A 13630-nucleotide genomic window follows, 5' to 3' on the forward strand; every position below is an offset into this window, starting at 1 on the left:
AGGCATCATCTTTGGCACTGGATTTTTTGATTCTGTACGAACATACCGTCCGGGAATATGAGAGCGACCTGCTGCTCAAGCTGGAGCTGGAGCGCCGGGGCTACAAGGTGGAGATCCGCCAGCTGCTGGACCCCAAGCATCTGCGGCTGTTCCGTAAGGACAAGCCGGAGGTGCTGGTGGCCAGCTGCATGTATGACAACGAGGCCATCAACAGCCACGTCTACAACAACATCGGCAAGTGCGACAAGATCGTCAACCTGCACTGGGAACAGATGCTCTCCGACACCCAGGAGGAGGGCGACTGGTTCAACATGAACGGCAACGCCAAAAAGTGCATCCAGACCTGCTGGGGCAGCCGCACGGCCAAGCGTCTGCAGGCCCACGGCATGGAGGAGAAAAACACTCCCGTCACCGGGGCCGTCATGATGGATTTTCTCCGTCCCGAGTTTACCGGCTATTTCAAGGACAAGGCAGCCCTGTGCAGGGAGTTTGGCCTGGACCCGGACAAGCACCTGCACCTTTACATTTCCAGCTTTGGCTATGCCAGCATGTCCGACGCCGAGGTGGCCGAGCTGTCCAAGATGGCGGGCACCGACTTCTCCGGCTTTGCCCGCACCAACCGGCTCTCCATGGCCGAGACGCTAGCCTGGTTCGACCGGTATCTGGCCGACCACCCCGAGGTGGAGCTGGTCTACCGCCGCCATCCCAGCGAGTGGAACAGCCCCGCTCTGGAGGAGCTGGCCAGAAAGCGGCCCAACTTCCATGTCATCTTTGCGGACAGCGTCAAGCAGTGGATCGTGGCGGCGGACAGCATCTCCATCTGGATGAGCACCGCCATTGCGGAAGTCTACATGGCCCACAAGAGCTGTCATATCCTGCGCCCCATGCCCATTGAGCACGAGTACGACCCGGTCATCTACAAGGGCGCCCACTACGTGACCACCTACGAGGAGTTTGCCCAGTCGATGCAGGACCCCGAGCCTCCCTTCCCCATTGAGAAGGAGGTCATCGAGGGCTACTTTGACCCCGGCAGCCGCCCGGCCTATCTGCGCATGGCCGACCTGCTGGAGGATGTCTACAAGAACCCGCCCCGGGACCATCCCATGGGGGAGGGCTTTACCCCGCACTTCAACCTGCTCAAGTTCTTCGCCCTGGCGGGGGTGCATTTTCTCTACCGGCACAAGTGGCAGCCCAAAACTGTCTTTGCTTTCTGCCCGCCGTTGGCAAACTTTGCCCAGCGCATCTACGGCTATGTGGACAAGGCCTGGGTCTCCCCGGAGGAGATCCAGCGCATGACCGATCGCATCCGTCCCTTTGTCCGGGGCTGAACCGCCCCCGTCTCCGGCCATCCCACCCACAAGGAGGTAACCTGCCGTGTCCCATGAAGCCAAGCGCCCGGCCAAGCAGGAAAGCTTTGTCGGCAACGTGATGAAGTATTCCATCGCCACCTATCTGGGCTTTCTCATCAGCGGCGCGGCCCTCATCATCAAGGGCGTGCTGCCCCCCGATGCCTACGGCGTGCCCGCCACCTTCATGGCCTACACCATGTCGTTGATGAACCTGGGCATGCTGGGTCTCGATCAGGCGCTGCTGCGCTTTTACCACGAGCCCACCCGGGGGGTGAGCGGGCGGCAGATGTTTCTGGCCTGCGTCAGGCTGTCGGTGCTTGTCATGGTGCTGGCAGGGGCCGTGGCGTCGGTCTTTTTTGCCCCGCCCCTGGCAGTGGCCTTCGGTCTGGGACAGGGCGGCGCCGCTCTGGTGCCTTTTCTGTTTCTGAACGCCGCCCTCTATATGCTGGTGCGCTACGTCAACGTGCTGCTCCGGCTGGAAAACGATGTCCGGGCCTATACCGTCCAGACCCTCTGGATGAACGCCTGCCTCAACCTGATCTACCTGCTGCCCGGCTTTTTCACCTCCAACACCTGGGCCTTCATCGGCGCGGCGCTGGCAGGCTTCGGCGGGGTGGCCATCGCCTTCTGGTTCCGGGCACTCCGTCTGGCCAAAACCGAGCCGGAAGCCCCTGCCGACTCCGGCGCCCCCCTCCCGGCCGACGACAAACCGGCGCCCCGGGGGCTTGCCGCCGACGGCGCCATCTACCGCACCTTCCTGCCCTACGGCATCGCCCTGGCTCCTGCTTCCATCCTGACGCCCCTCTACCGTTCCCTCTGCCTCTCCTTTCTGGCCACGGCCTCGGGGGCAGCGGCTCAGGGATTGTTTGAGTTCTCCTACACCCTGGCCCAGCTGGTCACCACGGTGCAGGCGGGATTTTCCACCTACTGGGGGCCCTATGTCTACGCCCACTACCGCACCGAGCAGGAGCGCATCGGGCGCATCCACGACCTGCTCAATTTCCTGGTGTTCGGCTTTTTCTGCTGCCTCATCATGTTTGAGGACATCATCTTCCTCATCTTCCCGGCCAAGAGCGCCTGTCTGCGCTTTTTCCCCATCATGATGCTGTCCTCGGTGTTTGCCATCCTCATTGAGGGCACTGTCTACGGCAACGCCATCGCCCGCCGCCCCCACCACGACACCATCGGTGTGGCGCTGGGCGTAGCGGTCAACTTCGGCATGTGCGCCTGGCTGGTGCCGCTGTACAACGTCACCGGCGCCGCCGTGGCCGTGGCCTGCGCCAACGCCGCCATGTTTTTGTACCGCACCGTCACCGGGCAATACTATTACCGCACCATCCCCAACTACGGCCGGACCATCTCCGGGTTTCTGCTGGCGCTGGCCGCCACCGTGGCAGGCGTGGTGCTGTACGACCACTTTTTCCTCAAATTCGCGGCGGTGGGCGCCATCCTCTTTGTCTACTGCTCCCTCTACCGCCCCCAGCTGCGCAAGCTCTGGCAGCTGGCCATGGGCCTTGTGCGGAAGTTTGCCCCCCGCGCCTGAGGCCTGACTCAATCCACCCCGAAGGGAGGTCCCGACCATGGACCATCTGGGCACACAGCCCCTGCAGACCGGCCGCCTTGTGCTGCGCCGCTTTACCGTTGACGATGCCGAGGTCATGTTCGGCAACTGGGCCTCCGACCCGGAGGTCACCCGCTGGCTGCGGTGGAATCCTCACCGTTCCTGGGTGGAGACCGCCGAGTACCTCCACGAGGTCACCAAGCAATACGGCCGCCCCGATTTCTACGACTGGGCCATCCAGGTCCGGGCCTCCGGGGTGGTGATCGGCTCTATCAGCCTCATCCGGGCCGAGCCGGACCCAGCCTGGGCCGCCGCCTGCCGGAAGCTGGGGGAAGCCTGGGAGCCCGGTTACTGCATCGGGCGCAAATGGTGGTCCCGTGGCTATGCCACCGAGGCTTTGTGCGCCGTGCGGGATTACTGGTTTGACCAGGTGGGCGGACAGTGGCTGTGCTGCTGCCACGCCAACGACAATGTGGCGTCCGGCGCCGTGATGGAGAAGGCGGGCTTCCGCTACCATCACAGCGGGGTCAGCCACCGGTTTGACGGCACCGAGGTGCCCTGCCGCTTCTATGCACTGCTGAAAGGAATGAACCCATGAGCGAACTGATTCATCTTGCGGAGGAGCCCACCCCCGACCTGCTGGAGGAGGAAGAGGACCTTTTCCCCGTCAGTCCGGAGGGGGAAGGTCCCATCCCCGTGGTCCTGCTGGCGCTGGATCAGGGCAAATTCGACGCCGAGCGCAGTCTGGACGAGCTGGCTGCCCTGGCCGAGGCCAACGGCATGCAGGCGGTGGCCACCGTGACCCAGAAGCGCTCCACCCCCGAGGCCGCTACCATGCTGGGAGAAGGCAAGGTGGCCGAGGCGCGCCTGGTCTGCCTGAACGTGGGGGCACAGGCCGCCATCTTTGACGGCGAGCTCACCGGCAGCCAGCTGCGCAACCTGAGCGCGGCTTTGCAGGTGGAGGTCATCGACCGCACCATGCTGATTTTGGAGATTTTCCGTTCCCGCGCCACCACCAACGAGGGCAAGCTCCAGACCGAGCTGGCCCTTCTGCGCTACCGTCTGCCCCGGCTGCAGGGTCTGGGCGAGGTACTGAGCCGTCAGGGCGGCGGCGGGGGCGGCGGAGCCGGTGCCCGCCGCGGCGCCGGTGAGACCAAGCTGGAGCTGGACCGCCGTCACATCCGCCGCCGTGTGGAGACTCTGGAAAACCGTCTGGCGGAGATGGAGAAGCGCCGGGGGGAGACCCGCCGGGCCCGCCGCAAGAGCGGGGTGCCGGTGGTAGCTCTGGTGGGCTACACCAACGTGGGCAAGAGCAGCCTGATGAATGCCCTGTGCGGGGCGGAGATCTTTGAGGCGGACATGCTGTTTGCCACCCTGGACCCCACCGCCCGCCGCCTGACCCTGCCCAGCGGCCTCAACGTGGTGCTGGTGGATACCGTCGGTTTTGTGAGCCGGCTGCCCCATCACCTGGTGGACGCCTTCAAGAGCACGCTGGAGGAGGCCGCCTTTGCCGACGTGCTGGTACGGGTGGCCGACGCCAGCGACCCGGCCGCCGCCGAGCAGCTGTCCGTGACCGACGAGGTGCTGGACGAGCTGGGCTGCGGGGAGATCCCCCGCCTGACCGTCTACAACAAGTGCGACAAGGTGGGGGCGGTGCCCTTTGACCCCTCCATCCTGCTGACCAGCGCCCGCACCGGCCGGGGTCTGGACGACCTGGTGGCCAGACTGGACAGCATCCTCAGCGCCCGGGTGCGGCGCATCGAGGTGCTTCTGCCCTACGGCAAGCTGGCCCTGGCGGACATTCTGCGCACCCGGGGCAACGTCCTCACCGAGGAATACCGCCCCGACGGCGTCTACTACGCCGCCACCGCCCGCATTGACGACCTGCATCATTTTGAGCCCTATTTTCTGGAACAGGTGCCCGCCCCCGCCGACCCGGAGTGAGCCTTTGCCTCATTCATAAAAAACAAACACCGCGCCCCGCCGGAAGGATCTTCCCGGCGGGGCGTGGTGTTTTGTGTATATCGCTTGCAAAGCAAGGGGGTTGGTTCAGGAAGTCTGGCCGTAGGTCTCGTACCAGCTGCAGATGGCGTCGTAATAGATTTTGGCGGCGGCCTGGCAGCCGTCCTCGTCCCCGAAGGCATCCACATCCTCCGGGCTGGTGATGAAGCACTGTTCCGCCAACACGGCGGGGCAGCCGCATTCCTCCAGCAGGGTGAAGGTGGGGTCGGTATGGACGGTGGTGTCCGACACCTCGTAGATCTGCTTTTCGTTGTTGGCGTCGTAGTAGATGTAGCGCACGCCGTTCTGGCCGCGGAGCTTCTCGTTGGCGGCGCCGAAGCCATCGGCGATGAGCTGGGCAAAAGCCAGGCTCTCGGCGTTGTAGGTGCGGCCCGGGGGCACGGGATAGCACTCAAACCCGGCATAGCTGGGGTCCTCCCCCGAGTTGCCGTGGATGGAGATGAGCAGCTGGGCCCCGCCCGCCACCGCGTTGGCCGCCCGCTGGCTGGCCTTCTCATACTCGGTGCCGTCGGTGGTCATGAAAGGGGAAAAGCGGTCGTCGGCTTCCAGCAGATCCATCAGGTAGTCGGCAGTTTTCCAAGTCATCTCCCACTCGTCAAAGTAGACGCCCTCGGCGCCGATATCCCCGCCGCCGTGCCCCGGGTCCACCGCCACGATAAATCCCGACTGGGCTTCCTCCGCCGTGGGCTCGGCTGCGGCTGCCGCCGGAGCTGCGGGCTCCTCCTCCCCTCCGTGAATGGGGAAGAAATCCGTCTGGGTGACGGCCAGTACACCGGCAGCCAGGATCAGGAGCCCTGCCGCCAGATACATCAGCCGACGCAGGGCACGGCGCTTGCGCTTTTTGGCGGCATACCGGCGATAGGAGGCGGAACGGCTGCTCCGGGGCGGATACTCCGGGGCGGAACGGGGTGGTTCTGTGCGCACCCGCCGGACATCCTGGCGCTGGGCCTGGGTGCCGTGATAGACACTTCTTCTGTGCTGGGGACGTCCTGTGCGCTGTTCCATCCGGGTCTGTTCCTCCTCGCCGTTTTCACTTCCCGCGGCGGAAAAAAGGAAGCCGCCCGGCATTTTCCGTTGCCCCTTTGGGGGGGAGGGAGAATGCCTGCGGCAGGTCCTGTTCCGTCGCTTGCTGTATACACAGAATAACGCGAGGATGTATCCGTTTTGTCTCAGGAGTGTAAAGGTTTTTTGTAAATTTTGGTCCGGGATTTTTGTGCATTGTGTCGGACGATCGCTATTTTTATCGTTCTGTCGTCTTTTTAATTTTGACACAATGGCAGAATTTTGTCCAGTGGAAGACCCTCATCCCACAAAAACCTGGGTGTAGGCCGGGCGGGAGGCCAGGGCGTCCTCCACGCTGAGCAGGCCGTAGACGATATGGTAATTGTCGAAGGTTCCTGCCACCCCGTCCTTGCCCACACCGGTGTAGGGCTCGTTGGTGATATCGTACTGGCAGTAAAACACGCCGTCGCACTCGTCGATGAGCTTGACCGGCTGGCTGCCCTTCGCGTCGCTGTACTGGTACAGCTCCACGGCCACCGGGTCTCCTCCCTCCGCGGGGACCAGAAACCACTGGTTTTCACTTTGCTGCGTGGTGATGTCCCGCTGGCTAACAACCACGGCGTACCAGTTTTGCAGGCGGGTCACATCATAGCTGTCGTACTCTCCGGGGGCGGCGGGCAGGCCGGTGCAGAGGAGGGTCTCCTCCCCGGTGGTCACATCCACTGTGCGGATGCTGCCCTCAGTCTCGTCCACATGGATGACGTTTTTTCCCTGCCCGGGCCGGGCCGACCGGGTGACCACGTAATACTCGGTGCCCGCATTGGCGATGCCGCCCTCAAAGCCGCTCACCCGATGCCACTGGGTACTGTCCACATCAAAGGCCCACAGCTCGCAGCCGGACTGGGTACTGCTGCTCTGGCTGTGCAGCGAAACCAGAAAATACAGGCTCCGTCCCTCGGCCCCGGCAAAGGTGGTGCCCACCGTGGCGCCGTCGGGGCGGGAGGCGGCTGCCTCGTCGGGGGCATCGTACAGCTGCACGGTGCCGTCCGCCCGGGAGACCACCGCCACAGCGGGGATCATGGGCTTGCCGGGGCCGATGACCGCATCATAGTGCACCGCTCCCAGGCAGACCTGCTCATCATCCGCCGCGCCCAGAGTCCAGTCAAAGACCTGGCCCTCCCGGGCAGGGAGTGTGGCCAGCGTCTGTACTCCGCCGCCGGAGAGGGATGCGCTTTCCAGATAGGCATCGTCGCTGCCCACCACGGTACAGAGGGTGAACACCTCCTGCCCGTCGGAGCCGATGGTGCGGTAGTTCTGATCGGGCAGCCAGGCCTCACAGTCGGGGGTATCGTGGCTGCACCCGGCTTTGGTGCAGACGGGTGCGGCCTGCTGTTTGTCATAATCGATGGCGTACAGGATGAGATGCATCCCGTCCTCCCCCTGCCCTTGGCCGAAAGTATAGTAGGCATGGTCCGCCCCCTGGGTCAGGGGGCGCAGAGCAGGCTTTTGCTCCGCCGGTGCCTCTGTGCCGGAGGGTCCGGCGGCAGGGGCATTTTCCCCCGTGGCCGCGGGGACAGATTCGGGGGTGGCCGGGGTGGCGTCACTGTCCGGGCCGCAGCCCGCCAGCAGCGCCGCAGCCATCATGGTGCACAAAAGAGTGACAACGGGTCGTTTCATCGGGAATCCTCCTCCCCATAGATGCCGGCCAGTTCCGCCTCCGTCATGCTGGCGGCGGTGATGCTCAGGCCGTTGTTCCGGTTGACGCTCACATACAGCTGGGCCTGGGCCGAGTAGGCACACTGTCCCGCATCGGGCAGGCGGTGGGACCAGTCCAGCAGCTGCCAGTCGGTAAAGCCCTCCACCCCCATCAGGGTGAGAGCCCCGTCTAGGGCATCCTCCGGCAGTTCTGCGCCCCAGGGAGCCCAGCTGTCCTGCCAGCTCAGGGTCAGAGGAGTGCCCTCCGCCGTCAGCGTCATGGAAAGCCAGACCGACCGGGAGGGCTGGGCGGTCTCGGGAGTGGCGGCCGTTTCGGGGGTAGCGACATCCGCCGGTTCCGCCGGGCGGCCGGTATATTCCAACGTGTAGGCGGTCAGGCCCGCCGGGGCGGTGGTCGCAGTCAGGGTATAGGCATTGTCATCAAAGAGGTCGAGAATGTCCTCTGTCTGCCAGGATTCCAGCAGGCCCAGTTCCCCTGCCTCGACCACCACAGCCCGGCAGCGGGCCTGGGCCAATTCCAAGTCAGCCCCCTCCAGCGGCTGTTCGGTCCAGCCGTCATAAATGCTGCTCCGGGCCGGGTCGATGCCCAGAAGATGGGCGCAGTCGTACAGCAGGCAGGCGGTGGTGTTCTGCCGTCCCGCGTCGGAGAGGGGCCGGGTGCCCTCGGGGTCAGGCCGGGGCCGGGGATTGCCCAGCAGCAGGCCGTCCCATGCCGCAAACACTCCCAGAGGCAGCACCAGGCAGAGCACCACCGCCGCCCCGCAGAACCGCACCGCCCGCCGTGTCTTGGGTTCCAGCGCCGCAAACCGGCGCATCCATTTTGTCTCATTCAGACGCATGGTCGGCCTCCTCTCGCTGTAGGTCAGACTGCAGGGGCAGGCGCAGGGACACGGTGGTCCCCTGCCCCACCGTGCTGGCAAATTCCAGGCGGCTGCCGTGGAGCTGGGCAATGCGCTGGCAGAGGGTCAGCCCGATGCCGCTGCCGCCTCCTGCCCGTGCCCGGGACTTGTCCACCATGTAAAATGGCTCCACCACCCGGGGCAGGTCCTCCGCCGGAATACCGCAGCCGTTGTCCTGCACCGCAAAGACGGCATCGGCTCCGTCGGCCCGGCAGGAGACGGTGACGCAGCCATCGGGTTTGCCCGCACAGGCCCGGCGGGCGTTGAGGATGAGGTTGCGCAGCAGGTCGTCCAGCAGGGCGGCGTCAGCCAGCACGGTGCAGCCCCCCGGCTGCCAGCGGATGGGCACCGCCTCCGGGGCGGCGGTCTGCATGGCCCGGTCCAGCCGGGCAAAGAGGGCCCGGTCTGTGACGGGCGCCTTGCAGATAGCACTCTCCTCCCCGTCAGAAAGGTTTTCCAGCCCCATGAGGGCCAGCAGCTTGCGGCTCAGTTCCTCCAGCCGGTGGGTCTCCCGGAAGATATAGTTTGCGGCCTCCCGCTGGGTCTCGGCGCTCTGGGGCTTTGCCCGCATGAGGTCGGCGTAGCCCAGCATGCTGGTCATGGGGGTCTTGATCTCGTGGGTGAAGGCCGCGATAAAGTCCTTCTGCTGGCGGACGTTTGTATCCAGGGCGGCGATGCGGCTCTCCACCGCCCCGGCCATCTCGTCAAAGCTGCGGCTGAGAGCGCCGATCTCGTCGTCGGTGGAGACCTGGGTGCGCTGGGTGTAGTCCCCCGCCGCAATGCGGCTGCTGGCGCTCTGCAGCCGGGTCAGGGGGCGGGTCAGCGACCGGCTGACGGCTCCTGCCGCCCCGGCCCCCGCCGCCAGCACCACCACCGCCGCCACGAACCAGGCGGTCAGCTGGGCGTCCCGGCTGGCAAAGACGCTGGTCACATCGTAGGCGCTGAGCAGCACCGCGTCCACCCCGGGGATGTTGAGGGGCACGGTCAGAAGCAGCCAGGTCTGCCCCTCCGCACGGAGATAGCTGCTTTGCCCGGTGCCGGCCTCCAGCACCGCCAGCTGATCGGTGCGGGAGATCCCCTGAGGCAGGTTGGAGTAAACACTATTGCGGCCGTCCAGATAGAGGGCCATGCAGCTGCCGGGGGTCTGCTCGGCAAAGCTCTGCACTGCGCTGCTCATGGCGGAGGTGGTGTAGACGCCCCCGGAAGTTCCCAGCTGGGTGAGGATGGTGTTCTCGATGGAATACTTTTCGGCGTACTGCCGGGCACTGAAGGTCTCTTCCGCCGAGGCCATGCCGTCGGCAAAGCTGCGGCCCACCATGGCAAGGCCCACCGCACACAGGGCGGCCGCCAGCAGCGCTGCAAAGCTCAGGCTGAGCTTGGTGGAAAACTTCATGGCCGGGGCACTCCTTTCGTCCTGGGAATGGGGTCAATGGGGGATGTGGGCGGTGAATTTCCCGGTCAGCATGGTGACGGGGCGGTTCTCATCGCTGCCGGTCAGGTAGGCAGCAGCCCGGGCCAGCACCGTCCGGGCAGTGCTGGTCTCCTGGCGGGAAGGTGTGCCCTCAGGGTCCACCGTGAGGCTTTCCGCCGGGCTGTGGCTCACGGCCAGCCAGAGGGTGTCCTGCCCCGCCGCCAGCAGAAGCGGCGGATCGGGGCTGTTATCCGTCTGCCAGGTGGCTTCCATCACATGGCAGGCACCGGTGTCCAGCTCCACCCCGCAGCGCAGGGCAGGGGTGGAGGCCCCGTCGGCGGCGTTGGGGAAGTAAAGGTCCACCATCAGAGTATCTTCAAAGGGTCCGGTCAGGGAGGCCGCCACGGCCCGGGCGCCGTCGGGGGAGGCGGGCAGTTCGGCCATCGTCTCAGGTTCGCCATCCGCCGGGCCCGCCTGCAGGAGAAGGCTCTCCCCCTGGCGTACCACCCCATAGAGGGTTCCGTCCCGGGCAGCGGCCCCCAGCACGTGGGGGCCGGACAGCCAGCTGTCCCGCGCCTCCACCCGGGCGGCAGCCGGGTCCAGGGCCAGCAGCTGCCGGGAGCCGTCGGGGCCTTCCTGCCGGAAGAGGACGCTGCCGCCGTCAGTGCCGATCATGGTGCCGGGACTGCCGTCGGGCAGTTCAGTGACAGTGAGGGCGCCGGTATCCGGGTCCAGGCAGCTCAGAAAGGCATCGGAACCGTCCTGAGAGGTGAGGAAATACCAACTTTCCCCGTCCGAGAAAAAACCGTTGGGCCAGTTGGACCAGGCCGGGCAGAGCACCGGCAGGCTGTCCGCCAGCCGGGTGCGGCCGCTGCCGTCGGCGGCGCTGAGGTCGGCATAGCTCTCCCCCTCCGAGAGCGGATCGTCAAAGACCAGCCAGAGCAGGGTGTCGCCGTCCCGGAGCAGGGCGCAGCTGTCGGCTGCCTGGTCCCCCAGGTCTCCGGTGCTGCGCAGCCAGGCCCCGCAGTCGGGGCTGTCATGGGTGCAGCCGGGCTGGATGCAGAGCACCTGCTGTTCCCCTGTAGTAAAATCCACCACCGTGCCCAGCACTGCATCCCCTACCACCTGGGGCAGGTAAAAGCCCTCCTCCCCCGCCGAGGCATGGAGGGCGCCGCTTGTGAGAATGCGGACCTCCCCTTGGGCTGTATCCGGGGTCTGGGTGGTGCCGCCGTCCGGTTCCGTCGTTTCAAAGCCGGAGGCGGGCGGTTGAGAGTCGGTCGGTGTCTGCGGCCCGCAGCCGGCAAGGCCGAAGGCCAGGCAAAGGGTCAGCGGCAGGCAAACTGCCTGCATGAGACGTTTCTGATGATTCCGTTGTTTCATCCGGGGTCCCTCCTTTGTCTTTATGGTATCCCGGGGATGTGTCGGCACTGCAGCGGGAATTCGTCCGCACTGTCGCCGGAATGTGTCGGTTTTGCGTCAGTTTTCCTCAGCAGGCAGCAGGGTGCAGGTGGTCCAGTCCTCGCTGCCTTCCAGGTAGTCCTCCGCCGGGATGACCGCGAACACCGAGTCGCTGGAGGGATACTGTACCACCGCGCCGTCCTGTCCCACCGTGGTGCGGGTGACGGGGCGTTCCTCCACCTTGAGCATCAGGTGTTCCCCGTCGTCGGCCATGAGGGCGGGCAAACGGGGCTGGACCGCCTCCTTATACCAGGTAGCGGGCAGTTCCCGCTGCAGGGTGCCGGTGTCCAGGTCAAAGACGTACCGGTGTTCCCGGTCAGATGCCCGGTCATAGCCGTCCACCACCAGGCGGCGGCCGTACAGCCCGAAAATGCCTCTCGGCTCCATTTCCTCCGGCCAGAGGTCGGGGCACTGCTCTACCGTATCCCCCGTGAGGGGGTCCACAGCGGCGAGGGTTCCCTCCCCGTCGATGGTCCACAGCAGGCCGCCGGTCATCTGCTGGAAGGAAAGACTGCCGTCCCCGGTCCAGCTGTCCAGGGGTTCCCCCAGGGTGCGGGTGTTCAGGTCCAGGACGTGCAGCGTGGTGGTGCTGGCGGCATAGTCTCCGGCCAGGCTGCCGGTGTGTTCGGCGGGAAGCTCGGTCAGCGTCACCAGCAGCTGCCCGCCGCTGACCCCCGCCACCTGCAGGCTCTCGGCCATGTTGCCGGTGCGGGTGCTTTGCCACTGGTAGAGAAGCTCCGCCGGGCTGCCCGGCGTTTTGGGGATGCGCTGTACCGTGAACCGGTTCTTTGTCTCCCCCTTCTCATTCACCCCGGGGTTGGACTGGATGCAGGCGTACAGATACGAATCGTCGGCCAGCCAGGTGATGTCGATGCAGCTGCCGTCTGGGACAAAATCCTCACACAGCAGGGTGCGGCCGTTGCCGTCCGGCCGGCTGACCTCCACGCGGGAGAGCAGCGCCCCGCCCATGCCGTGGTGGGGGTCGGTGACGCAGACCCGGTAAAGTCTGCCGTCCTCCGCAAATCCGCCGCACTGGGCCAGGCTCAGCCCTGCCTCACACACCCAGGCGTCACAGTCGGAGCTGTTGTGGGCGCAGCCGATTTTGCTGCAGAGCATTCGCTGTATCCCCGTCTGCAGGTCCACAGCGGTGAGGCAGCGGGGGTCATAGAGATAGGTGGAGTCCGGTTCATACAGCTGTCCGCCGGAGGCACTGGGGATATCACTGCCCTCCCAGACCATGTGCAGTGTTCCCACGGAGGCTGGGGATTGGGTGGGGGCGGCGGCTGTCTCGGCGGTTTGGGCAGTCCCGTCAGGGGCAGCGGGACCGGCGGAAGGGGTGGTCTGCCCTCCCGCCGTGCAGGCGGACAGGGCAAGCAGCAGCCCCAACGTCATTGCCAGCCTGGAAAGGTTTATCTGTTTCATCTGTCCTCCCCCTCCAGTCGGTACCCCACCCGGTGGATGGTGGTGATTTTGTTCTCCCAGCCCAGCTTTTTGCGCAGACGCTGGATGTGGGTGTCCAGGGTGCGGGTGTTGTCCAGCATCTCGTCCTCCCCCCAGACCGTTTCATACAGATAATCCCGGTAGAGCACACTGCCCCGGTTGCGCAGCAGCAGCATGAGCAGGTCGTACTCCTTGGGGGTGAGGGATACCGGCTTGCCCGCCCGGGTCACCCGGCAGGCGGCAGTGTCCACCTGCACATCCCAGGCTGTAAAGCCCACCGTCCCCCGCCCGGCCCGGCGCAGAACGCTCTCCACCCGGGCCACCAGTTCGGCGGGCTCAAAGGGCTTGACGATATAGTCATCCGCCCCCATCTGCAGCCCACGCACCCGGTCGGACAGGGTCCCCTTGGCCGTCAGAAAGATGGTGGGGGTGCCGGTGGGCAGGATATACCGCAAAAGATCATAGCCATCCACCTCCGGCATCATGACATCCAGCACCACCAGATCAAAATGCTTTTCTTCCAGCAGGTCGGCGGCCTCCACGCCGCTGGTCACCGCCACACAGGGGTAGCCCGCATCCGTCAGGGTGCGCTTGATGAGGTTGGCAATGGGTTCTTCGTCATCCACAACAAGAATGGGTTTCACGGCGTTTTTCTCTCCTTTTTCCTGTCTTTTCACCTTTTATTATACGGCCAAATTCGTCCGATTTGTATCCGGTTTTTCCTGCCCCTGAAAAGTGCAAAACGGCGGGGTCCGGGGCTTTTTTGCCCTGT

The 13630-nt window shown here is 65.3% G+C and carries 11 protein-coding genes; 4 read left to right on the plus strand and 7 right to left on the minus strand.

Translation table 11 applies throughout. The annotated features are described in order from the left end of the window. Positions 1-11: 11 nt before the first annotated feature. From INF35_RS06655 to hflX, 4 genes are read left to right on the plus strand one after another with little or no spacing between them, the layout of a single operon-like run. A complete protein-coding gene (locus INF35_RS06655) occupies positions 12-1328 on the plus strand; it encodes a surface carbohydrate biosynthesis protein (RefSeq protein WP_193500832.1) in 1317 nt (438 codons plus the stop codon). 46 nt (positions 1329-1374) lie between these two features. After that, positions 1375-2892 carry a lipopolysaccharide biosynthesis protein gene (locus INF35_RS06660; protein WP_193500833.1) on the plus strand — a complete coding sequence of 506 codons (1518 nt, stop codon included), beginning with the start codon at positions 1375-1377 and terminating at the stop codon, positions 2890-2892. A gap of 37 nt (positions 2893-2929) precedes the next feature. Beyond that, complete coding sequence (locus INF35_RS06665) at positions 2930-3508, plus strand: GNAT family N-acetyltransferase (protein ID WP_193500835.1); 579 nt, start codon at positions 2930-2932, stop codon at positions 3506-3508. Next, the gene (gene hflX / locus INF35_RS06670) at positions 3505-4854 is read left to right on the plus strand and encodes a GTPase HflX (protein WP_193500837.1); all 1350 of its coding nucleotides are present in this window, start codon (positions 3505-3507) and stop codon (positions 4852-4854) included. The genes INF35_RS06665 and hflX overlap by 4 nt, the downstream gene beginning before the upstream one ends. Before the next feature lie 105 nt (positions 4855-4959). Here the strand turns inward: hflX and INF35_RS06675 are convergent, their stop codons facing one another. The 7 genes from INF35_RS06675 to INF35_RS06705 form a co-directional block, all read right to left on the minus strand. Then, the gene (locus tag INF35_RS06675) at positions 4960-5937 is read right to left on the minus strand and encodes an N-acetylmuramoyl-L-alanine amidase family protein (protein ID WP_193500839.1); all 978 of its coding nucleotides are present in this window, start codon (positions 5935-5937) and stop codon (positions 4960-4962) included. A 297-nt stretch (positions 5938-6234) separates the two neighbouring features. Beyond that, positions 6235-7611 carry a hypothetical protein gene (locus INF35_RS06680; RefSeq protein ID WP_193500841.1) on the minus strand — a complete coding sequence of 459 codons (1377 nt, stop codon included), beginning with the start codon at positions 7609-7611 and terminating at the stop codon, positions 6235-6237. Continuing rightward, positions 7608-8489, minus strand: coding sequence for a hypothetical protein (locus INF35_RS06685; RefSeq protein WP_193500843.1), 882 nt, complete (start codon positions 8487-8489; stop codon positions 7608-7610). The genes INF35_RS06680 and INF35_RS06685 overlap by 4 nt, the downstream gene beginning before the upstream one ends. Next, complete coding sequence (locus INF35_RS06690) at positions 8476-9942, minus strand: sensor histidine kinase (RefSeq protein WP_193500845.1); 1467 nt, start codon at positions 9940-9942, stop codon at positions 8476-8478. Before INF35_RS06690 ends, INF35_RS06685 begins: the two co-directional genes overlap by 14 nt. A gap of 33 nt (positions 9943-9975) precedes the next feature. Next, positions 9976-11340, minus strand: a complete 1365-nt coding sequence (locus tag INF35_RS06695) for a hypothetical protein (RefSeq protein ID WP_193500847.1) — start codon at positions 11338-11340, stop codon at positions 9976-9978. Between the two features lie 96 nt (positions 11341-11436). After that, complete coding sequence (locus INF35_RS06700; protein WP_193500849.1) at positions 11437-12840, minus strand: SMP-30/gluconolactonase/LRE family protein; 1404 nt, start codon at positions 12838-12840, stop codon at positions 11437-11439. Then, positions 12837-13502: a response regulator transcription factor gene (locus INF35_RS06705; RefSeq protein ID WP_193500852.1), complete on the minus strand. Its 666-nt coding sequence runs from the start codon at positions 13500-13502 to the stop codon at positions 12837-12839. The genes INF35_RS06700 and INF35_RS06705 overlap by 4 nt, the downstream gene beginning before the upstream one ends. Positions 13503-13630 lie beyond the last annotated feature (128 nt).

The organism is Gemmiger gallinarum (genome assembly GCF_014982805.1).
Taxonomy (GTDB): domain Bacteria; phylum Bacillota; class Clostridia; order Oscillospirales; family Ruminococcaceae; genus Gemmiger; species Gemmiger gallinarum.